Source organism: Pseudomonas sp. ADAK7 (assembly GCF_012935675.1).
Classification (GTDB): Bacteria; Pseudomonadota; Gammaproteobacteria; order Pseudomonadales; family Pseudomonadaceae; genus Aquipseudomonas.
Genome location: NZ_CP052861.1, coordinates 3,214,657 through 3,235,126, shown reverse-complemented (window position 1 = coordinate 3,235,126; position 20,470 = coordinate 3,214,657). Strand labels below are relative to the sequence as shown.

18 protein-coding genes are annotated in these 20,470 nt (G+C 61.0%); 10 read left to right on the top strand and 8 right to left on the bottom strand.

From position 1 onward, the window contains the following. Window positions 1-129: 129 nt before the first annotated feature. From rnc to pdxJ, 4 genes are all read left to right on the top strand, one after another. On the top strand, window positions 130-819 hold the full coding sequence (rnc, locus tag HKK53_RS15115; RefSeq protein ID WP_123405548.1) for a ribonuclease III: 690 nt from the start codon (window positions 130-132) through the stop codon (window positions 817-819). Beyond that, entirely contained in the window at window positions 812-1,714 is a 903-nt protein-coding gene (era, locus tag HKK53_RS15110; protein ID WP_054054777.1) for a GTPase Era, read from the top strand. The genes rnc and era overlap by 8 nt, the downstream gene beginning before the upstream one ends. A gap of 104 nt (window positions 1,715-1,818) precedes the next feature. Continuing rightward, the gene (gene recO, locus HKK53_RS15105) at window positions 1,819-2,508 is read left to right on the top strand and encodes a DNA repair protein RecO (protein ID WP_169371481.1); all 690 of its coding nucleotides are present in this window, start codon (window positions 1,819-1,821) and stop codon (window positions 2,506-2,508) included. A 49-nt stretch (window positions 2,509-2,557) separates the two neighbouring features. Beyond that, window positions 2,558-3,304 (top strand): pyridoxine 5'-phosphate synthase, encoded by a 747-nt coding sequence (gene pdxJ, locus HKK53_RS15100; RefSeq protein ID WP_169371480.1) that lies wholly within the window; start codon window positions 2,558-2,560, stop codon window positions 3,302-3,304. A 137-nt stretch (window positions 3,305-3,441) separates the two neighbouring features. Here pdxJ and mltF read toward each other — a convergent pair whose 3' ends face one another. Then, window positions 3,442-4,902 carry a membrane-bound lytic murein transglycosylase MltF gene (gene mltF, locus HKK53_RS15095; RefSeq protein ID WP_169371479.1) on the bottom strand — a complete coding sequence of 487 codons (1,461 nt, stop codon included), beginning with the start codon at window positions 4,900-4,902 and terminating at the stop codon, window positions 3,442-3,444. Between the two features lie 274 nt (window positions 4,903-5,176). Here mltF and purL point away from each other — a divergent pair, with 274 nt between their 5' ends. The 3 genes from purL to HKK53_RS15080 all read left to right on the top strand — a co-directional run bounded on the left by purL (window position 5,177) and on the right by HKK53_RS15080 (window position 9,957). Next, window positions 5,177-9,073 carry a phosphoribosylformylglycinamidine synthase gene (purL, locus tag HKK53_RS15090; RefSeq protein WP_169371478.1) on the top strand — a complete coding sequence of 1,299 codons (3,897 nt, stop codon included), beginning with the start codon at window positions 5,177-5,179 and terminating at the stop codon, window positions 9,071-9,073. Window positions 9,074-9,078: 5 nt separating this feature from the next. Continuing rightward, complete coding sequence (locus tag HKK53_RS15085; RefSeq protein WP_133837157.1) at window positions 9,079-9,390, top strand: Nif3-like dinuclear metal center hexameric protein; 312 nt, start codon at window positions 9,079-9,081, stop codon at window positions 9,388-9,390. A gap of 222 nt (window positions 9,391-9,612) precedes the next feature. Next, the gene (locus HKK53_RS15080) at window positions 9,613-9,957 is read left to right on the top strand and encodes a hypothetical protein (RefSeq protein WP_169371477.1); all 345 of its coding nucleotides are present in this window, start codon (window positions 9,613-9,615) and stop codon (window positions 9,955-9,957) included. 95 nt (window positions 9,958-10,052) lie between these two features. On the opposite strand, the gene nagE is transcribed toward HKK53_RS15080, so the two are convergent. The 7 genes from nagE to HKK53_RS15045 all read right to left on the bottom strand — a co-directional run bounded on the left by nagE (window position 10,053) and on the right by HKK53_RS15045 (window position 18,898). Then, window positions 10,053-11,762: an N-acetylglucosamine-specific PTS transporter subunit IIBC gene (gene nagE / locus HKK53_RS15075; RefSeq protein WP_169371476.1), complete on the bottom strand. Its 1,710-nt coding sequence runs from the start codon at window positions 11,760-11,762 to the stop codon at window positions 10,053-10,055. A 33-nt stretch (window positions 11,763-11,795) separates the two neighbouring features. Beyond that, window positions 11,796-14,312 carry a phosphoenolpyruvate--protein phosphotransferase gene (gene ptsP / locus HKK53_RS15070; protein ID WP_169371475.1) on the bottom strand — a complete coding sequence of 839 codons (2,517 nt, stop codon included), beginning with the start codon at window positions 14,310-14,312 and terminating at the stop codon, window positions 11,796-11,798. Between the two features lie 169 nt (window positions 14,313-14,481). Further along, entirely contained in the window at window positions 14,482-15,504 is a 1,023-nt protein-coding gene (locus HKK53_RS15065) for an SIS domain-containing protein (RefSeq protein ID WP_169371474.1), read from the bottom strand. Beyond that, the gene (nagA, locus tag HKK53_RS15060) at window positions 15,485-16,591 is read right to left on the bottom strand and encodes an N-acetylglucosamine-6-phosphate deacetylase (protein WP_169371473.1); all 1,107 of its coding nucleotides are present in this window, start codon (window positions 16,589-16,591) and stop codon (window positions 15,485-15,487) included. Before nagA ends, HKK53_RS15065 begins: the two co-directional genes overlap by 20 nt. 21 nt (window positions 16,592-16,612) lie before the next feature. Further along, a complete protein-coding gene (locus tag HKK53_RS15055) occupies window positions 16,613-17,344 on the bottom strand; it encodes a GntR family transcriptional regulator (protein ID WP_169371472.1) in 732 nt (243 codons plus the stop codon). Between the two features lie 440 nt (window positions 17,345-17,784). Continuing rightward, window positions 17,785-18,288, bottom strand: coding sequence for a L,D-transpeptidase family protein (locus tag HKK53_RS15050; protein ID WP_169371471.1), 504 nt, complete (start codon window positions 18,286-18,288; stop codon window positions 17,785-17,787). 58 nt (window positions 18,289-18,346) lie between these two features. Next, on the bottom strand, window positions 18,347-18,898 hold the full coding sequence (locus HKK53_RS15045) for an NUDIX hydrolase (RefSeq protein ID WP_169371470.1): 552 nt from the start codon (window positions 18,896-18,898) through the stop codon (window positions 18,347-18,349). Window positions 18,899-19,044: 146 nt separating this feature from the next. Between HKK53_RS15045 and HKK53_RS15040 the strand changes: the two genes are divergently transcribed. Genes HKK53_RS15040 through HKK53_RS15030 form a run of 3 tightly spaced genes read left to right on the top strand, consistent with a single transcriptional unit; the run spans window position 19,045 to window position 20,420 of the window. Further along, entirely contained in the window at window positions 19,045-19,644 is a 600-nt protein-coding gene (locus HKK53_RS15040; RefSeq protein ID WP_133837166.1) for a CoA pyrophosphatase, read from the top strand. A gap of 39 nt (window positions 19,645-19,683) precedes the next feature. Next, window positions 19,684-20,208 carry a gamma carbonic anhydrase family protein gene (locus HKK53_RS15035; protein ID WP_007936184.1) on the top strand — a complete coding sequence of 175 codons (525 nt, stop codon included), beginning with the start codon at window positions 19,684-19,686 and terminating at the stop codon, window positions 20,206-20,208. Next, window positions 20,205-20,420, top strand: a complete 216-nt coding sequence (locus HKK53_RS15030; RefSeq protein WP_169371469.1) for a DUF1289 domain-containing protein — start codon at window positions 20,205-20,207, stop codon at window positions 20,418-20,420. The genes HKK53_RS15035 and HKK53_RS15030 overlap by 4 nt, the downstream gene beginning before the upstream one ends. Window positions 20,421-20,470: the final 50 nt, after the last annotated feature.

Genomic DNA, 20,470 nt, shown 5'->3' with positions numbered 1-20,470 from the left:
TCGGCCCAGAAGCATGAAAACAATGATATTCAGGACGTAATTTTTGAACACAGCGTTAAGTGTCCCAAGCCTGCGCCGCATCATGGCGATGGCGGTGGAATCCAACCACGAACTCAGCGTGGGTAAACCGTGAGCGCCTCCTTAAGCCGTCTAGAGCGTCAGCTCGGCTACACCTTCAAAGACCAGGAACTGATGGTCCTGGCCCTGACTCACCGCAGTTTTGCCGGGCGTAACAACGAGCGCCTGGAATTCCTCGGTGATGCCATCCTCAACTTCGTCGCCGGCGAGGCGCTGTTCGATCGCTTCCCGCTGGCCCGCGAAGGCCAGTTGTCGCGTTTGCGCGCACGCCTGGTGAAAGGTGAGACCCTGGCCGTACTGGCCCGTGGTTTCGATCTGGGCGACTACCTGCGCCTGGGTTCCGGTGAATTGAAAAGTGGCGGTTTCCGTCGCGAGTCGATTCTGGCTGATGCCCTGGAAGCGTTGATAGGTGCGATCTACCTGGACGCCGGCATGGACATGGCGCGCGAACGCGTGCTGGCCTGGCTAACCGGTGAGTTCGAGGGCCTGACCCTGGTCGACACCAACAAGGATCCGAAAACCCGCCTGCAGGAATTCCTGCAATCCCGGGGCTGTGAGCTGCCACGTTACGAAGTGGTGGATATCCAGGGTGAGCCGCATTGCCGAGTCTTCTTCGTCGAATGCGAAATCACCTTACTGAATGAAAAAAGCCGAGGTCAGGGTGTGAGTCGTCGTATTGCCGAACAGGTAGCGGCCGCCGCAGCACTGATTGCCCTGGGTGTGGAGAATGGCAATGACTGATACAACCGCAACACGCTGTGGCTATGTTGCCATCGTCGGCCGTCCCAACGTGGGCAAGTCCACGCTGCTGAACCACATCCTGGGTCAGAAGCTGGCGATCACCTCGCGCAAGCCGCAAACCACCCGCCACAACATGCTGGGCATCAAGACTGAAGGCGCCATCCAGGCTGTCTACGTCGACACCCCGGGCATGCACAAGGGTGGCGAAAAAGCGCTGAACCGCTACATGAACAAAACCGCTTCGGCGGCGTTGAAAGACGTCGACGTGGTGATCTTCGTGGTTGACCGCACCAAGTGGACCGACGAAGACCAGATGGTCCTCGAGCGCGTGCAGTACGTGACTGGCCCGTTGATCGTGGCGCTGAACAAGACCGACCGCATCGAAGACAAAGCCGAACTGATGCCGCACCTGAGCTGGTTGCAGGAGCAGCTGCCGAACGCGCAGATCATGCCGATCTCGGCCCAGCACGGGCACAACCTCGAAGCGCTGGAGCGCGTGATCGCCGGCTACCTGCCGGAAAACGAGCACTTCTTCCCGGAAGACCAGATCACCGACCGCAGCAGCCGCTTCCTCGCCGCTGAACTGGTGCGCGAAAAAATCATGCGCCAGATGGGTGCAGAGCTGCCGTACCAGATCACCGTTGAAATCGAAGAGTTCAAGCAGCAGGGCAAAACCCTGCACATCCATGCCTTGATCCTCGTCGAACGTGATGGCCAGAAAAAGATCATCATTGGTGACAAGGGCGAGCGCATCAAACGCATCGGCACCGAGGCGCGCAAGGACATGGAGCTGCTGTTCGACTCCAAGATCATGCTCAACCTCTGGGTGAAAGTGAAAGGTGGCTGGTCCGACGACGAACGCGCCCTGCGTTCGCTGGGTTACGGCGACCTGTAACACGCTTCAACGATCAAAAGATCGCAGCCTTCGGCAACTCCTTGTAGGAGCTGCCGAAGTCTGCGATCTTTTTTTGCAATCCCTGACCGGGACACAAGACCACCATGTCGACCACCGCGCCCATCGGCCAACTTGCCTACGTGCTCCACAGCCGCGCCTACCGCGAAAGCAGTGCGCTGGTGGACTTCCTCACGCCGCAAGGTCGGCTGAGGGCGGTGTTGCGCAGTGCGCGAGGTAAGGCCGGGACCCTGGCACGGCCATTCGTGCCGCTGGAGGTCGAGTTTCGTGGTCGGGGTGAGCTTAAGAATGTCGGGCGCATGGAGAGTGCGGGGACTTCGACATGGCTCGTTGGCGAGGCGCTGTTCAGTGGCCTCTACCTTAATGAACTGCTGATTCGCCTGCTGCCGGCCGAAGATCCGCATCCCGGTGTGTTCGATCACTACGCTGCGACGTTGCTTGCTCTGGCTGAAGGCCGCCCGCTGGAGCCGTTGCTGCGCTCGTTCGAATGGCGCTTGCTGGACGATCTTGGCTACGGTTTTGCGCTGAACGCCGACATCCACGGCGATCCTATCGCGGCAGATGGTCTCTATCGTCTGCAGGTGGACGCGGGGCTGGAGCGGGTTTACTTGCTGCAACCCGGTCTGTTCAATGGCACTGAGTTGTTGGCTATGTCCGAAGCTGACTGGTCTGCCCCAGGCGCACTGTCCGCCGCCAAGCGTCTGATGCGTCAGGCACTGGCTGTTCACCTGGGTGGTCGTCCGCTCGTCAGTCGCGAGTTGTTTCGCAAGCCCTGATCACCCCGTATGCTGTGCACCGAACTTACCTCTCTTCAGGAGCGCTTCCGTGACCACCAGCAATCGCATTCTTCTTGGCGTGAACATCGACCACGTTGCCACCCTGCGTCAGGCCCGGGGCACTCGCTACCCGGATCCGGTCAAGGCAGCACTGGATGCCGAAGAGGCGGGTGCCAATGGCATCACCGTGCACCTGCGCGAAGACCGCCGGCACATCCAGGAGCGCGACGTGCTGCTGCTCAAGGACGTGCTGCAAACCCGCATGAACTTCGAAATGGGCGTCACCGAAGAAATGATGGCGTTCGCCGAACGCATCCGCCCGGCGCACATTTGCCTGGTCCCGGAAACCCGTCAGGAACTGACCACCGAAGGTGGCCTGGACGTGGCGGGGCAGGAAGCGCGGATCAAGGCTGCGGTGGATCGCCTGTCGAAGATCGGTTGTGAAGTGTCGTTGTTTATCGATGCTGACGAGCGGCAGATCGCGGCGTCCAAGCGCGTTGGTGCCCCCGCTATCGAGCTGCACACCGGCCGTTATGCCGATGCCGAGACGCCGGCCGAAGTGGCAGAAGAACTCAAGCGTGTGGCCGATGGCGTGGCGTTTGGTCTGACCCAGGGCTTGATCGTCAACGCAGGCCATGGCCTGCACTATCACAACGTCGAAGCGGTGGCGGCGATCAAGGGCATCAACGAACTGAACATCGGCCATGCGCTGGTGGCCCATGCGTTGTTTGTCGGGTTCAAGTCGGCGGTTTCGGAGATGAAGGCGCTGATTCTGGCGGCGGCGCTCAAGGGTTGAGGTAGGCGGCGCTACCTTCGCGGGCAAGCCTCGCTCCTACGGGATTGATCGTTCCTACGCTCCGCGTGGGAATGCCGCCGGGGACGCTCCGCGTTCCACTTCACCCGCTGACGCGGAGCGTGGGAACGATCAAAGATCTAAAGCGGCGGTGTTTCCTGATTCGGCTTGGACTTGTCGATCCCCGGCACGTGCAGGTTGCCCTCGGCCACTTGATCGCCTTCAAGCTGCGGCTGCGTGACCCAGGTCAGGATGTCGTAGTAGCGACGGATGTTCGCCACGAAATGCACTGGCTCGCCGCCCCGGGCGTAGCCGTAACGGGTTTTGCTGAACCACTTCTTCTCTGAAAGCCGCGGCAGGATCTTCTTCACATCCAGCCATTTGTCCGGGTTCAACCCTTCCCTGGCTGCCAGTTTGCGCGCGTCATCCAGGTGACCGCTGCCGACGTTGTAGGCTGCCAGCGCAAACCAGGTGCGATCCGGTTCCTGGATCGACTCGTCCAGCTGATCCTTCATGTAGGCCAGGTACTTGGCGCCGCCCATGATGCTCTGCTTGGGGTCGAGGCGGTTGGACACGCCCATGGCCTGCGCGGTGTTCTGGGTCAACATCATCAGGCCGCGCACGCCGGTCTTGGACGTGACCGCCGGTTGCCACAGCGATTCCTGATAACCCACCGCCGCCAGCAGGCGCCAGTCGACTTTCTCTTTCTTGGCGTAGTTCTTGAAGTGCTGTTCGTATTTCGGCAGCCGTTGTTGCAGATGCTGGGCGAAGGTGGTCGCACCCATGTAGCCGAGCACATCGACGTGGCCGTAATACCGGTCTTTCAGGCGTTGCAAGGTGCCGTTTTTCTTCACCTTGTCGAGGTAGGCGTTGATCTCGTTGAGCAGGCTGTTGTCTTCGCCGGCGGCCACCGCCCAGCTCTGGTTGCTGGCATCGCCGAGATCGAAGGCGACCTGGATTTTGGGGAAGTAGACCTGGTTCATCGCCACTTCATTGGAATCGACCAGTGTCAGGTCGATCTGGCCCTCATCCACCATGCGCAGCAGGTCGACGACTTCAACCGCGTCGGACTCTTCGTATTCAATACCGGGATATTTCTTTTTCAGCTCCGCCAGTTGCTCGGCGTGGGTGCTGCCCTTGAGCACCATGATCTTTTTGCCGACCAGATCGCCAGCGTCCGTCGGCCGTGACTGGCCGTTGCGGTAGATGATCTGTGGGGTGACTTCCAGGTAGGAGTGGGAAAACCGTACCTGCTTCTTGCGTTGCTCGCTGCTGACCAGACCGGCAGCAGCCAGCACCGGGCCGTTAGGCTTGCCCACCTGATTGAACAGGTCGTCGAGGTTGTCAGCGGTTTCGATTTTGAGCTCGACCCCCAGATCTTCGGCAAAGCGCTTCACCAGCTCGTATTCGAAGCCGGTTTCGCCGTTACGATCCTGAAAGTAGGTGGCGGGGCTGTTCCGGGTAATGACCCGCAGCACGCCATCCTCCTTTACGCGCTCCAGCGTGTTGGGTTTATCAACACAGCCACTGAGCACCAGGAAGAGTCCGGTTGCGATCAGCCATTTGGCGTACCGCGGACGCAAAGCCGTTGGGGAAAACATCTGCGCAGTATACGCAAAGGACCACGAGCGCCATATCTCGACAGCGAAGGGCTTGTCTGCTAGGCAATGGAAAACTGCCCGGGAGCCCGCAGGAATGGGCCCGAACAGCATTTTGTGACAGAAAAAATAACCCGTGAAACGCACCTGTTCGCGGCCCGGATACCCGGCCCGACGTTCGGGTACGGCCGTGCGTACCGTTTCGGGTGATGTCGCGGGCGGTTTAGGCTAGAATGCACGGCCTCAAAGCACACCCCTTCCCGAGGCTGTCCCGAAGATGTTGATCCTGCGCGGCGCTCCTGCCCTTTCTGCCTTTCGCCACAGCAAACTCCTTGAGCAACTGAGCCAGAAGGTCCCGGCTGTCAGCGGCTTGTATGCTGAATTCGCTCACTTCGCCGAAGTCACCGGCGTCCTGACCGGCGACGAACAGCAGGTGCTCGCGCGCCTTCTGAAGTACGGCCCAAGTGTCCCGGTGCAAGAACCGACCGGTCGTCTGTTCCTGGTGTTGCCGCGTTTCGGCACCATCTCGCCGTGGTCCAGTAAAGCCAGCGACATCGCTCGCAACTGCGGCCTGAGCAAAATCCAGCGTCTGGAACGCGGCATCGCGTTCTACGTCGCCGGCCAGTTCAGCGAAGCCGAAGCGCAGCTGATTGCCGATGGTCTGCACGACCGCATGACGCAAATCGTGTTGGGCAACCTCGAACAGGCCGCCGGCCTGTTCAGCCATGCCGAACCGAAGCCCTTGACTGCGATCGACGTGTTGGGTGGCGGCCGCGCCGCGCTGGAAAAAGCCAACACCGAGCTGGGCCTGGCCCTGGCCGACGACGAGATCGATTACCTGGTCAACGCCTTCATCGGCTTGAAGCGCAACCCGCACGACATCGAATTGATGATGTTCGCCCAGGCGAACTCCGAGCATTGCCGTCACAAGATCTTCAACGCCAGTTGGGACATCGACGGCCAGAGCCAGGAAAAAAGCCTGTTCGGCATGATCAAGAACACCTACGTGATGCACAGCGAAGGCGTTCTGTCGGCTTATAAGGACAACGCTTCGGTGATCGTCGGCAACGTCGCCGGTCGTTTCTTCCCGGACCCTGAAACCCGCCAGTACGGCGCGGTGCAGGAGCCGGTGCACATCCTGATGAAAGTCGAGACCCACAACCACCCGACTGCGATTGCCCCGTTCCCAGGTGCAGCCACCGGTAGTGGCGGCGAGATTCGCGACGAAGGCGCGACCGGTCGTGGCGCCAAGCCAAAGGCTGGCCTGACCGGTTTCACCGTATCGAACTTGCAGATCCCAGGCTTCGAACAGCCGTGGGAAGTGCCATACGGCAAGCCTGAGCGCATCGTGACTGCGCTGGACATCATGATCGAAGGCCCACTGGGTGGCGCCGCGTTCAACAACGAATTCGGCCGTCCAGCCCTGACTGGTTACTTCCGTACCTTCGAACAGTCGATCACCACCCCGCGTGGCGACGAAGTTCGCGGTTACCACAAGCCGATCATGCTGGCCGGCGGCATGGGTAACATCCGTGCCGAACACGTCCAGAAAGCCGAAATCACCGTCGGCTCCAAGCTGATCGTCCTCGGCGGCCCGGCAATGCTGATCGGCCTGGGCGGCGGCGCGGCTTCCTCCATGGCCACCGGCACCAGCTCGGCGGACCTGGACTTCGCATCCGTACAGCGCGAAAACCCTGAGATGGAACGTCGCTGCCAGGAAGTCATCGACCGTTGCTGGCAGTTGGGCGACAAAAACCCGATCAGCTTCATCCACGACGTGGGCGCGGGCGGTCTGTCCAACGCCTTCCCGGAACTGGTCAACGACGGCGACCGGGGTGGCCGCTTCGAACTGCGCAACATTCCAAACGACGAGCCGGGCATGGCCCCGCACGAAATCTGGAGCAACGAATCCCAGGAACGCTACGTTCTGGCCGTCGGCCCGGCGGACTTCGATCGCTTCCAGGCGATCTGCGAACGTGAGCGTTGCCCGTTTGCCGTCGTCGGTGAAGCCACTGCCGAGCCGCAACTGACGGTCACCGACAGCCACTTCGGCAACAGCCCGGTGGACATGCCACTCGAAGTGCTGCTGGGCAAAGCCCCGCGTATGCACCGTTCGGCCGTTCGTGAAAACGAACTGGGCGACGACTTCGATCCGTCGACGCTGGAGATTGCCGACTGCGTTGAACGCGTTCTGCATCACCCGGCTGTCGCGAGCAAAAGCTTCCTGATCACCATCGGCGACCGCACCATCACCGGCCTCGTGGCCCGTGACCAAATGGTCGGCCCGTGGCAGGTTCCGGTGGCCGACGTTGCCGTCACCGCCACCAGCTTCGACGTCTACACCGGTGAAGCCATGGCCATGGGCGAGCGTACTCCGCTGGCACTGCTGGACGCTCCGGCGTCGGGCCGCATGGCCATCGGCGAAACCCTGACCAACATCGCCGCGTCGCGCATCAACAAGATCTCCGACATCAAGTTGTCGGCGAACTGGATGTCCGCTGCCGGTCACCCGGGTGAAGATGCGCGTCTGTACGACACCGTGAAAGCGGTCGGTATGGAACTGTGCCCGGACCTGGGCATTACCATTCCGGTGGGCAAGGACTCGATGTCCATGGCCACGCGCTGGAACGACGAAGGCGTCGACAAGACCGTGACGTCGCCAATGTCCCTGATCGTGACCGGTTTCGCGCCAGTGGCTGACATCCGTCAGACCCTGACCCCGGAACTGCGCATGGATAAAGGCACCACCGACCTGATCCTGATCGACCTGGGCCGTGGCCAGAACCGCATGGGCGCCTCGATCCTGGCCCAGGTTCACGGCAAGCTCGGCTCGCAAGCGCCGGACGTCGATGATGCCGAAGACCTGAAAGCCTTCTTCGCCGTGATCCAGGGCCTCAACGCCGACGGTCACCTGCTGGCTTACCACGACCGTTCCGACGGTGGTCTGCTGACCAGCGTTGTCGAAATGGCCTTCGCCGGTCACTGCGGCTTGAGCCTGAACCTCGACGGTCTGGCGGAAACGTCCGCCGACATCGCCGCGATCCTGTTCAACGAAGAACTCGGCGCGGTAATCCAGGTTCGCCAGGACGCTACTCCAGACATCCTCGCGCAATTCAGCGCGGCCGGTCTGGGCGACTGCGTGTCGGTGATCGGTCAGCCGATGAACAACGGCCAGATCAACATCACCTTCAACGGCGAAACCGTGTTCGAAGGCCAGCGTCGTCTGCTGCAACGGACCTGGGCTGAAACCAGCTACCAGATTCAGCGTCTGCGTGACAACGCCGACTGCGCCGAGCAAGAGTTCGACGTGCTGCTGGAAGAAGACAACCCGGGCCTGAGCGTCAAGCTGAGCTACGACGTCAACCAGGACGTCGCTGCGCCTTACATCAAGAAAAACATCCGCCCACAGGTTGCCGTACTGCGTGAGCAGGGCGTCAACGGTCAGGTGGAAATGGCCGCAGCCTTCGACCGCGCCGGTTTCAACGCGATCGACGTGCACATGAGCGACATTCTGGCCGGCCGTGTCGACCTGAACGAGTTCAAAGGTCTGGTCGCTTGCGGCGGTTTCTCCTACGGCGACGTATTGGGTGCTGGTGAAGGCTGGGCCAAATCCGCGCTGTTCAACAGCCGCGCTCGCGATGCGTTCCAGGGCTTCTTCGAACGTAACGACAGCTTCACCCTCGGCGTGTGCAACGGTTGCCAGATGATGTCCAACCTGCACGAGCTGATCCCGGGCAGCGAGTTCTGGCCGCACTTCGTGCGCAACCGTTCCGAGCAGTTCGAAGCCCGCGTGGCGATGGTCCAGGTCCAGGAGTCGAACTCGATCTTCCTGCAAGGCATGGCCGGTTCGCGCATGCCGATCGCCATCGCTCACGGTGAAGGTCATGCCGAGTTCGCCAGCGAAGAAGCGTTGCTGGAAGCCGATCTGTCCGGTTGCGTGGCCATGCGTTTCGTCGACAACCACGGCAAGGTCACCGAGAAATACCCGGCCAACCCGAACGGCTCGCCGCGCGGGATCACCGGTTTGACCAGCCGCGACGGTCGCGTAACGATCATGATGCCGCACCCGGAACGTGTGTTCCGCGCCGTGCAGAACTCGTGGCGCTCGGAAGACTGGAACGAAGACGCACCTTGGATGCGTATGTTCCGTAACGCACGCGTCTGGGTGAACTAAGGCCTGTGTACAAGCTCTGCTTTTTTGTGCCGGCCAGTCATGTGGAACAGGTCAAGAGTGCCGTATTCGCCGCCGGTGGTGGGCGGATCGGTGCTTATGATCACTGCGCCTGGCAGGTGTTGGGCCTGGGCCAGTTTCGCCCTTTGGACGGCAGTCAGCCGTTTATTGGCGAAGCAGGGCAGGTCGAGCAGGTCGAGGAATGGAAGGTCGAGCTGGTGGTGGCGGATGAGTTGATCGTGGCCGCGGTGGCCGCGTTGAAACTCAGCCATCCCTACGAGACGCCGGCTTATGAAGTGTGGCGGTTGGAGGATTTCTGATCTTCCAGACCGCTGAAATGAGAAACCCGCTGATGCAGATCAGCGGGTTTTTTGTTGTTTGGGAGTTGTTGCTTCCCGCTGCTTCCCAAGCCAATTGTTCGTTGGAACACTCTTACCGCTTGCCGAAAATCTTCAAATACCTGTCAGGTCTGACAGTAGGCAGCGGGCCCAGGAAGAGGTTTTATAGGTCTCCAATCCGGTCTGTTCAAATGGAGTATTAAAATGGAACCTTCTATTACTGCGGTCTATGATTATTTTTTTAATCCAGTTCCTGATAAAGGGATTGTTAAAGATCATATGGTGATATTTGAGGGAACGACGTATGAGTTTAAAGACCTTAATTTATACGACAACGGTGCACTGATAGGGCCAATGGAAATGTTCGGGTCAAATACTTGGCAAACTATGCTGACTCAGATGACTCCGGGGCCTCATGCACTTCAGGTTGAAACTCAAGCTGATGGAACACGCTCTAATGTGTGGCGTTTTTTTGTTGATCTAAGCGACCAAGAAAAACAGGCATCCGAGCCAAGGTTGATTAACCTTAAACCACCAGTGAAACAATAGGACGGCGCTTTCGGTGAGAGGCCGCTATCTGAGAAGTCCTTTTCTCGTGTTATCGCGAGCAAGCTCGCGATAACGAGTTGTCAGGCGCTGACGATCTAAACCTTCGCACTCACCTCACTACGATTAACCAATGCCTCCAACGCCCCGCTCAAACTGGGCGCCTTGTCGCCTATCAACAAGTGCCAAACCCCACCCTCAAGCTGACTGACACCCTGACACCCCAATTCCTTCAACTGACACTCCGACAACGCCTTGCCGTCCGCCAGTTGCAGGCGAATCCGGGTCATGGCGATGCAGTCCATTTGCAGCACATTGTCGCCACCGCCCAAGGCATTCAGCCATTGCTGGGCTTCAGGCAGCGCAACAGGTTTCGCCACTTCGACCACAACGGCGGGGCTGGTAATAACCGCGCGACCCAACGCCGGCATCGCCAGCCGAATTTCATCAGCAATGCTGTCCGCCATCGGCCCGACCACTACCTGCAAACTCCCGCCCTTGCCCGGACGCACCACGGCCATCGCGCCCAGCGCTTTCAACTCGGCATCATTGGCTTTGTTGCGATCCACCATGTCCAGTCGCAAACGCGTAGTGCAGGCACCGACGGTGATCAAGTTGTCCGCGCCGCCCAACGCCTTGATGTAGGCGCCGGCGCGCTCGTTCTCAGCAAACACGACCTTCTCGGCGGAAGCCACATCTTCGCGCCCCGGCGTCTTGAGGTTGAAGCGGCGAATACAGAAGTCGAACACCACGTAGTAGATCACCGCGTAGGCCAAGCCAACCGGGATCACCAGCCAGCCATTGGTGGATTTACCCCAGCCGAGGACCATGTCGATGAAACCGCCAGAGAAGGTAAACCCGAGGTGAATGTTCAGCATATTGGTGATGGCCATCGATAGGCCGGTCAGCACGGCGTGCACCAGATACAGCATCGGCGCGAGGAACATGAACGCAAACTCGATCGGCTCGGTCACGCCGGTCAGGAACGAGGTGAGGGCCATCGACAGGAAGATCCCGCCCATGACTTTGCGCCGTTCCGGCAGGGCGTTGCGGTACATCGCCAGGCACGCGGCAGGTAGGCCGAAGATCATCATCGGGAACATGCCGGTCATGAACTGGCCACCCTTCGGATCGCCAGCGAAGTAGCGCGACAGGTCGCCGGTGACGAGGGCGCCCGTGGTCGGGTCGGTGAAGTTGCCAAACACGAACCACGCCATGTTGTTGAGGATGTGGTGCAGGCCGGTGACGATCAGCAGCCGGTTGAACACGCCGAAGACAAACGCGCCGAAGCTGCCGCTTTCCATCATCAGCGCGCCGAAGCTGTTGATGCCTTGCTGGATCGGCGGCCAGACCAGGCCAAAGATCAGGCCGAGGCCAACGGCGGCAAACCCGGTGACAATCGGCACAAAGCGTCGGCCACCGAAGAAGGCGAGGTACTCCGGCAACTTGATGTCCTTGAAGCGGTTGTACAGCGCGCCGGCCATCAAGCCGCTGACGATCCCGGCGAGCATACCCATGTTGATGCTGGCATCGAGCACCTTGAGGGTGGAGACCATCACCAGGTAACCAATGACCCCGGCCAGACCCGCCGTGCCGTTGTTGTCCTTGGCGAACCCGACCGCGATGCCGATGGCGAAGATCATCGCCAGGTTGGCGAAGATCACCTGACCGGCGTCGTGGATGATCGCGATGTTCAGCAGGTCGGTGTCGCCCAGGCGCAGCAACAGGCCGGCAATCGGCAGGATCGCGATCGGCAGCATCAGCGCGCGGCCGAGGCGCTGCAGGCCTTCGATAAAGTATTGGTACATGGCGTATCTCCCTGGATTCTTTTTGTAGTTGTTTCAGCTCAGAGGCCAATGTTGGTGACAGGCATGACGCACCGCGCTGGCGCTGCTCAATTTGAGCAAGCCCTGGCTGATGCGTCGGCATTCGCTCGCGTCCAGATGCCGGACGCGGTCCTTGATTTCACCGACCTGCACCGGGCTTACCGACAACTCACTGACACCCAGCCCGATCAGTACTGGCGTGGCCAACGGATCGGAGGCGAGCGCACCGCACACCCCGACCCAACGGTTATGCACCGCCGCGCCAGCACAGGTTTGCGCGATCAATCGCAGCAGCGCCGGGTGCAGCGCATCGATCCGCGAGGCCAATCCCGCGTGGTCGCGGTCCATGGCCAGGGTGTACTGGGACAAATCGTTGGTGCCGATGGACAGGAAGTCCGCGTGTTCGGCCAATTGCTCGGCCAGCAGCGCGGCGGCCGGAACTTCGATCATCACCCCCAGCTCCGGGCGCTGGGTCAGTTCCAACTCAGTGCACAAGGCATCGAGGCGTTGGCGGATGTGCAGCAACTCATCGACTTCGGTGACCATCGGCAACAGGATCCGGCAGCGCGACAACGGGCTGACGTGCAGCAGCGCGCGCAGTTGCTGATCGAGCAGTTCCGGGCGCACCTGAGCCAGGCGAATGCCGCGCAAACCGAGCACCGGATTGGCTTCGGCAGGCAGTGGCAGGTAGTCGAGTTGCTTGTCGCCGCCGACGTCGATGGTGCGGATAATCACCGATTTGTCGCCCATGGCATCGAGCACGGCTTGGTAGGCGAGACGCTGTTCCTGTTCGTCCGGCGCGGTGTTGCGGTCGACGAAGAGAAACTCGGTACGTAGCAGGCCGACACCATCGGCGCCATTGGCCAACGCATCCGCCGCTTCGGCACTGGACGCGACATTGGCTGCGACTTCAACGTGCAAGCCATCGAGGGTCAACGCCGGGGTGTGCGCTTGCGCCTGTTGTTGGGCGCGACGTTGTTGGTGATCGAGTTGCGCCTGCTGCACCTCGGCCAGGCGTCCGGCGGTCGGCGTCAGTTCGAGGCGACCGCCGTCGGCATCCAGCACCACCGCTTGGCCTTGCGCCTGATCCAGCAGCGCTGAACCGAGTGCCACCAGGCATGGCAGGCCTTTGCCCCGAGCGAGAATGGCGACGTGAGAAGTCGCGCCACCCGCCGCCATGCACAACCCGGCGACACCGTGCTGGCTGAGTTGCAGCAAGTCGGACGGGGTCAGTTCATGGGCCGCCACGATGGCGCCAACGGGAATGTCGTAGTGCCAGGTTTCCCCAAGCAGGGCGCGCAGCACCCGTTGCTTGAGGTCGCGCAGATCGTTGGCGCGCTCGGCCAGTAACGGACTGCCGAGTTGCTGGAGGACGTCGCACTGCACGTCGATGGATTCACTCCAGGCGTGAGTCGCGGCCATGCCCTTGTCGATGGATTGCGCCGCGGCGTCGAGCAATGCCGGGTCTTCGAGCAGCGCAAGGTGTGCGGCGAAGATCGCTTCTTCATCGGTGTGCTTGTGCTTTCTGGCCTGGGTCAGCGTGTGATCGATTTCGCTGCGCGCCACGGCCAGCGCGGCATCGAGGGCTTGCAGTTGTTGCTCGGGATCGTGGTTGCCGGCGTCCACCGGCAGACTGATCGCGTTCAAGCGAAACAGCGGCCCGGCGACCAGACCAGGCGCGGCGCAAACGCCATGCAACACACCGGCTTCGGCAGGGCGATTGCGCTGGGCAATCGGCGCTGGCGCGGCGGCGTGACTGTCTTCGGCCAGCGCTGTGGATAACGCGGTCAACAACGCTTGCAACGCTGCTTCCGCATCCGGGCCCTGACTGCTGACCTGTACTTCTTCCTGTTCGCCGACGGCCAGGCTCATCAGGCCGATCAAGCTGTCGCAGGACGCCGACTTACCAGCGAAATGCAGCTGCGATTTGCTCTTGAAACCTTGCGCGGTCTGGCGAATCAGCGCTGCTGGCCGGGCGTGCAAACCACCACGATGGGCGACGCGAATATGGCCGTGAACTTCGATGCCGGACAGGTCGATTTCGGCCGGCACGCCAGTGGCCAACCGCCGCACGATATGCAGCAGCGGATCGCCGACCTTCACCGATTTCAACGTGATCGGCCGCGCCTGAAAGTCCTGGCTGTTGGTCAGGATCATCAGGCTGACCAGGCTTTTGCACTGCTGCGCGACCTTGTCCAGGTCATAGCGCAACAGCGGTTGGCCGTTGGCAACCCGCGCACCTTCCTTGACCAGCATCGAAAAACCTTCGCCCTGCAACTCAACCGTGTCCAGGCCCAGGTGCAGGAGCAATTCGGCACCGTTGTCGGCGCGCAAGGTCACGGCGTGGCCGGTGCGGGCGACGTGCACCACGACGCCGGCGCAAGGGGCGTGAAGGGTGTCGTTCAATGGATCGATAGCAATCCCGTCCCCCATGGCGCCACTGGCGAACACCGGGTCGGGGACTCTGGCGAGCGTGAGCACCGGGCCGCTGAGCGGGGCGCTTAAGGTCAGCTCTTTATTATTGTTGTGCATGGCTCGGTACTCATCAGTAAACAATACGGTTCGGATCACTCAACCCTTGTAGGAGCTGACGAGTGAAACGAGGCTGCGATCTTTTGATCTTGCTTTTGAAAATCAAAGTCAAAAGATCGCAGCCTCGTTTCACTCGTCAGCCCCTACAGGGATTTGCACGCCGTTCGACTTAGTGCGTGCGCGTCACTTTGCTCAAATGCCGTGGCTGGTCCGGGTCCATGCCTCGGGCGACGGCCAAACCGGCGGCCATTACATAGAAACTCTGGATCGCCAGAATCGGGTCGAGGGCCGGGTGCTCGGCGCGGGTCAGGGTCAGGTCGCGTTCAGTGACATCGTCCGGCGCCGCCAGCAAGACGCGGGCGCCGCGTTGGCGCATGTCGGCGGCCAGGCTCAGCAAACCGGCCTGCTCGGCACCGCGCGGAGCGAACACCAGCAATGGGTATTGGTCGCCGATCAACGCCATCGGGCCGTGGCGCACTTCGGCACTGCTGAAGGCTTCAGCCTGGATCGCCGAGGTTTCCTTGAACTTCAGCGCGGCTTCCTGGGCAATGGCAAAACCGGCGCCACGGCCGATCACCATCAGGCGTTCACAATCGCGCAAGGCGTCGATGGCCAGGCTCCAGTCCTGTTGCGCCGCCTCGCGCAGGCCTTCCGGCAGTGCGTTGCCGGCCTCCAGCAATTCCACGTCTTCTTTCCAATGCGCGATCAACCGGGCGCTGGCGCTGAGGGTGGCGATAAAGCTTTTGGTCGCGGCGACGCTGCTTTCGGTGCCGGCCAACAGTGGCAGGCTGAATTCACAGGCGGCTTCCAGTGGCGAGCCTTCGGCATTGACCATGGAAATGCTCAGGGCGCCGCGCTTACGCAGCAGACGCAGGCTGTTCACCAGGTCCGGACTTTGCCCCGATTGCGAGAAGGCGAACGCCACCTGGCCGCTGACCTTCAACGGCGCTTGCTGCATGGTCACCACCGACATCGGCAACGACGCCACCGGGATGCCCAGTTGCTGCATGGTCAGGTAGGCGAAGTAACTCGCCGCATGGTCGGAGCTGCCACGGGCGACGGTCATCGCCACTTGCGGCGGCTGACGGCGCAGGCGCCCGGCGATCTCGATCATGTGCGGGTCGAGTTGCTGCAATTGGGCTTGCACGGCCTCGAACGAGGACAGCGCCTCTTCAAGCATTTTTGAAGTCAATGTCTTCTCCTTCGACCATGACGGCGGTCAGTGTGAGTGAGCGATCCAGCCGCACGCAGTCGGCCCAGGCGCCGGGTTGCAGGCGTCCGCGTTCGGGGATGCCGAGGTAGTCGGCGGGGAATTGCGAGAGGCGTTGCGAGGCTTCGGCGATCGGCAATCCGATCTTCACCAGGTTGCGCAACGCCTGATCCATGGTCAGGGTGCTGCCGGCCAAAGTGCCGTCGGCCAGGCGCACACCGCCCAGGCATTTGGTCACGGTGTGGCTGCCGAGTTTGTATTCACCGTCCGGCATGCCTGCGGCAGCGGTGGAATCGGTGACGCAATACAGGCACGGGATCGAGCGCAGGGCCACGCGCATGGCGCCGGGGTGTACGTGCAGCAAATCCGGAATCAGTTCGGCGTACTTGGCGTGGGCCAGGGCCGCGCCGACGATGCCGGGCTCGCGGTGGTGCAGCGGGCTCATGGCGTTATAGAGGTGGGTGAAACTGCTGGCGCCGGCATCCAGCGCAGCCACGCCTTCCTCGTAACTGCCGAGGGTGTGGCCGATTTGCATGCGTACGCCGCGAGCGCTGAGGGCGCGGATCAAACCGTCGTGGCCGGCGATTTCCGGAGCGATGGTGATCACGCGGATCGGCGCCAGGGCCAAGTACTCTTCGACTTCGGCCATCAACGCGGTGTGGGCGAAATTCGGTTGCGCGCCGAGTTTGCCGGGGTTGATGTACGGGCCTTCGAGGTGCACGCCGAGCACCCGGGCGCTACCTTTCGGCCGCTGCTCGCAGAACTCGCCGACGGCTTTGAGCACGCTGGAAATCTCTTCGCTCGGCGCAGTCATGGTGGTGGCCAGCAGCGACGTCGTGCCGAAACGCACGTGGGTTTTGGTGATGGTTTCGAAAGCGCTCGCGCCTTCCATGATGTCTTTGCCGCCGCCGCCGTGAACGTGCAGGTCGATGAAACCCGGCAGCAGGTAAGGCAAGTCGTTGTCGACCGGATCGCAGGGCACGCCTTCGATGGACACGACTTTGCCGTGTTGGTGAATCAGCCGGCCGCGAACCCAGCCGTGGGCGGTGAGGATGTTGTCTTCGGACATGATCGGTTCTCGGTAGCTTGTTTAGCGACGAAGCTCTGCAACAAAGTCGTAGTAGTCGTTGCGGCAATAGGTGTCGGTGACTTCGATGGGCGTGTTGTCTTCCAGGTAGCCGACCCGGGTCATCAGCAGCATGGCGGTGCCCGGTGCGATGCCGACCAGCGCGGCGAATTCGTCCGAGGCGTTGATCGCCTGGATGTGTTGCAAGGCGCGGACAATCGGTTTGCCGATGCCGTCGAGGAACTCGTAGAGGGAATCGCCCACGGCTTGCGGCTTGGGGATGATCGAGGCGGGCAGGGTGCTCATTTCGATCGCCATCACCGTGTCATCGGCTTTACGCAGGCGTTTGAGCCGCGCGACCTTATCGTTGGGCGAGAGGCCGAGGCGGATCAGTTCTTCGTGGGTCGGCGGGGTGATTTCCCGCTCCAGCCATTGCGAACCGGGGACGAAGCCTTTCAGGCGGAGCATTTCGCTGAAACCGGAGAGGCGCGACAGCGGTTGTTCCAGCCGTGGCGTGATGAAGGTGCCTGAACCCTGGTTGCGCCGGATCAGACCTTGTTCGAACAACACTTCCAGTGCTTTGCGGGCGGTGACGCGGGAGATGCCCAGCATTTCGCTGAGGCTGCGCTCCGACGGCATGGCCTGTTCGGCTTTCCATTGGCCGGCGTGGATCGCGGCTTCCAGGTTGCGCGCCAGTTGCAGGTACAGCGGCGTCGGCTGGGTGTCGTCAGGACGTAGGGCCTGGATGTCGTTCATGTAGGCTGTTTCCGATGCGGATATAGGATTGTTGTCGCCCGGTTGTAGGGCGAAAACTAATACCACTTAGATACCATGTCAATGAGGCCACTTTGCTTTAGGCGCAGGAAAACCGGGCCTGTTGGGCGGGTTTAGTGGGGGTTGGCTTGAAGTGGTATTACAGGTAGGGATTTCGGAAGCAAAGATCGCAGCCTTCGGCAGCGCCTACGGGTGGGAGTGGTATCAACCCTGTAGGCGCTGCCGAAGGCTGCGATCTTTTGATTTATTTTTTCGAAGGGCGACGGAAGGTAGCGGTCGGAACACTATCGTTGAGTTGATCGTTCCCACGCTCCGCGTGGGAATGCCTCAAGGGACGCTCTGCGTTCCAGCTCTAAAGGGGAACGCGGAGCGTCCCGGGCTGCATTCCCACGCGGAGCGTGGGAACGATCATGCGGGGAGTGTTACGGCCGAATCTCAATCATCGTCCCATCCGGCACCAACCCCCAGACCTCGCGCATGTCCATGTTGCGCATGGCGATGCAGCCGTCGGTCCAGTCCAGGGTGTGGAACAGGTTTTCCGGGTAGTCATAGGTGTCGGGGGTGCCGTGGATCATGATCATGCCGCCGGGGCTGACCCCTTCGCGTCGGGAGCGGGCGGAGTCGGTAACGTTTGGATAAGAGATGTGCATCGCCAGGTTGAAGCGATCACTGACCTTGCGCCAGTCCACCCAGTAAAAGCCCTCTGGCGTGCGCTTGTCGCCTTCCATCAGCTTCGTGCCCCGGGGGTTTTTGCCCAGGGAGATGCGGTAGGTTCGCAGCGGCTTGCCGTCGGCGATCAATTGCAGTTGATGGGCGGATTTGAGCACCAGCACTTTTTCGATGGGTTTGCCGTCCAGGGTGACCACGGTGGAGGCCTGGGACACCATAACGAACGACAGGCAAAACAAGGCAAGCAACCAGCGCATTGAAACGATATCCCTAGAGGTGTCGCGACTATATATAAGTTGTTTTATGGATAAGAGCTTAGATGATGGCAGGCTGAGCGAGTGGTGGAATCGATTCGGAGCGCACCGGATAGACCTCCGTCCTCCGGTCAGCAAAGAAGCATTCTAAGGTACGGCCCACCGTGCGGAAAGCCAGCTCTGACCAAGGGATGTCGGCTTCATCGAACAGCATGACTTCCAGGCTCTCGGGGCCGGCAGCAAAATCCAGGTCCACCAGCTCGGCGCGGAAGAACACATGCACCTGACTGATGTGCGGCACATCGATCAGCGTATAGATGCTCAGGTTACGCACCCGGGCGCATGCCTCTTCGGCGGTCTCGCGCACGGCGGCCTGCTCGATGGTCTCGCCGTTTTCCATGAAGCCGGCAGGCAGGGTCCAGTAACCGAGGCGCGGCTCGATGGCGCGACGGCACAGCAACACCTTCGAGCCCCAGGTCGCGACGCAACCGGCGACGATATTGGGGTTCTGGTAGTGAATGGTCTGACAGCTGTCACAGACAAAACGCAGGCGCGAATCGCCTTCGGGAATGCGCTGGGTGACCGGGTTACCGCACTGACTGCAAAATTTCATGCTTGGGTTCCTGGAGGCTGCGCCTATCTTGGCGTGCGGCGGTGTCAGTCGGCAAGTTGTCGTTTCGCGACATGGGCCAGTTCGGGGGTTGGGCGGTCGGTTCTATTGGTGCATGATGCAAGGTAGCGAACAGATCGAGAACACTCATGCTGGACGAGCTACTGCATCGGGTAAGCAACCACACGCCACGCACCCTTGAAACCGACAAGCGTTTCCCCGAGGCTGCTGTTTTGGTGCCGATCACCCGCAGCGACGAACCGGAACTGGTTCTGACCCTGCGCGCCAGCGGGCTCTCGACCCATGGCGGCGAAGTCGCCTTCCCCGGCGGGCGACGCGACCCCGAAGACCCCGACCTGATCTTCACCGCCCTGCGCGAGGCCGAAGAAGAAATCGGCCTGCCGCCGGGCCTGGTGGAAGTGATCGGCCCGCTCAGTCCACTGATTTCCTTGCACGGGATCAAGGTCACGCCTTATGTCGGCGTGATTCCCGATTACGTCGAATACCTGGCCAACGATGCCGAGATCGCGGCGGTGTTCAGCGTACCCCTGGAGTTCTTCCGCAAGGACCCGCGGGAACACACCCACCGCATCGATTATCAGGGCCGTAGCTGGTATGTACCGAGCTATCGTTATGGCGAATACAAGATCTGGGGTTTGACGGCGATCATGATCGTCGAATTGATCAATCTGCTGTATGACGCCGACATCAGCCTGCACCGTCCCCCGAAAAGCTTTATCAATACCTGAATGTGAACCCGCGGCTGCCTGAGCCTTGAGGACAACAAGATGAAATATCGCCTGGGCGACGCCCGCGTCGAAACCCATCCACAGAGCTGGGTCGCCCCCAATGCCGTTCTGGTGGGCAAGGTCAAACTGGAAGAGGGCGCCAACGTCTGGTTCAACGCCGTGTTGCGCGGCGACAACGAATTGATCCTGATCGGCAAGAACAGCAACGTCCAGGATGGCACCGTGATGCACACCGACATGGGCTACCCGCTGACCATCGGCACCGGCGTGACCATCGGCCACAACGCCATGCTCCACGGCTGCACCGTGGGCGACTACAGCCTGATCGGTATCAACGCGGTGATCCTCAACGGTGCGAAAATCGGCAAGAACTGCATCATCGGCGCCAACTCGCTGATCGGCGAAGGCAAGGAGATTCCCGACGGCTCGCTGGTCATGGGTTCGCCGGGCAAAGTCGTGCGCGAACTCACCGAACCGCAGAAGAAAATGCTCGAAGCCAGCGCCGCCCACTATGTGCACAACTCGCAGCGCTATGCCCGCGACCTGGTCGAGCAGGAACAATGAACGCCACTGAACGGCCGGTGTTATCGCCGTGTGTGAACATCTGCGCACTGGATGACGACGATATTTGCACCGGGTGCCAGCGCACGGTGGAGGAGATTACCCGCTGGAGTCGGATGGACAACGATGAGCGCCGCAAGGTGTTGGGGCTGTGTCATGAACGGGCCAAGTCGAGTGGGTTGCTTTGGATGCTAGGCAAAACCCCCGACGTGTAGGAGCTGTCGAGTGCAACGAGGCTGCGATCTTTTGATCTTGCCCTTCAAAA

Excerpts from the sequence above, each read along its gene's own strand:
- ptsP (WP_169371475.1), bottom strand. The coding sequence starts at position 14,312 with ATGCACAACAATAATAAAGAGCTGACCTTAAGCGCCCCGCTCAGCGGC.
- recO (WP_169371481.1), top strand. The coding sequence starts at position 1,819 with ATGTCGACCACCGCGCCCATCGGCCAACTTGCCTACGTGCTCCACAGC.
- HKK53_RS15055 (WP_169371472.1), bottom strand. The coding sequence starts at position 17,344 with ATGAACGACATCCAGGCCCTACGTCCTGACGACACCCAGCCGACGCCG.
- era (WP_054054777.1), top strand. The coding sequence starts at position 812 with ATGACTGATACAACCGCAACACGCTGTGGCTATGTTGCCATCGTCGGC.
- nagA (WP_169371473.1), bottom strand. The coding sequence starts at position 16,591 with ATGTCCGAAGACAACATCCTCACCGCCCACGGCTGGGTTCGCGGCCGG.
- HKK53_RS15050 (WP_169371471.1), bottom strand. The coding sequence starts at position 18,288 with ATGCGCTGGTTGCTTGCCTTGTTTTGCCTGTCGTTCGTTATGGTGTCC.
- purL (WP_169371478.1), top strand. The coding sequence starts at position 5,177 with ATGTTGATCCTGCGCGGCGCTCCTGCCCTTTCTGCCTTTCGCCACAGC.
- HKK53_RS15080 (WP_169371477.1), top strand. The coding sequence starts at position 9,613 with ATGGAACCTTCTATTACTGCGGTCTATGATTATTTTTTTAATCCAGTT.
- mltF (WP_169371479.1), bottom strand. The coding sequence starts at position 4,902 with ATGTTTTCCCCAACGGCTTTGCGTCCGCGGTACGCCAAATGGCTGATC.
- HKK53_RS15040 (WP_133837166.1), top strand. The coding sequence starts at position 19,045 with ATGCTGGACGAGCTACTGCATCGGGTAAGCAACCACACGCCACGCACC.
- HKK53_RS15045 (WP_169371470.1), bottom strand. The coding sequence starts at position 18,898 with ATGAAATTTTGCAGTCAGTGCGGTAACCCGGTCACCCAGCGCATTCCC.
- nagE (WP_169371476.1), bottom strand. The coding sequence starts at position 11,762 with ATGTACCAATACTTTATCGAAGGCCTGCAGCGCCTCGGCCGCGCGCTG.
- HKK53_RS15030 (WP_169371469.1), top strand. The coding sequence starts at position 20,205 with ATGAACGCCACTGAACGGCCGGTGTTATCGCCGTGTGTGAACATCTGC.
- HKK53_RS15035 (WP_007936184.1), top strand. The coding sequence starts at position 19,684 with ATGAAATATCGCCTGGGCGACGCCCGCGTCGAAACCCATCCACAGAGC.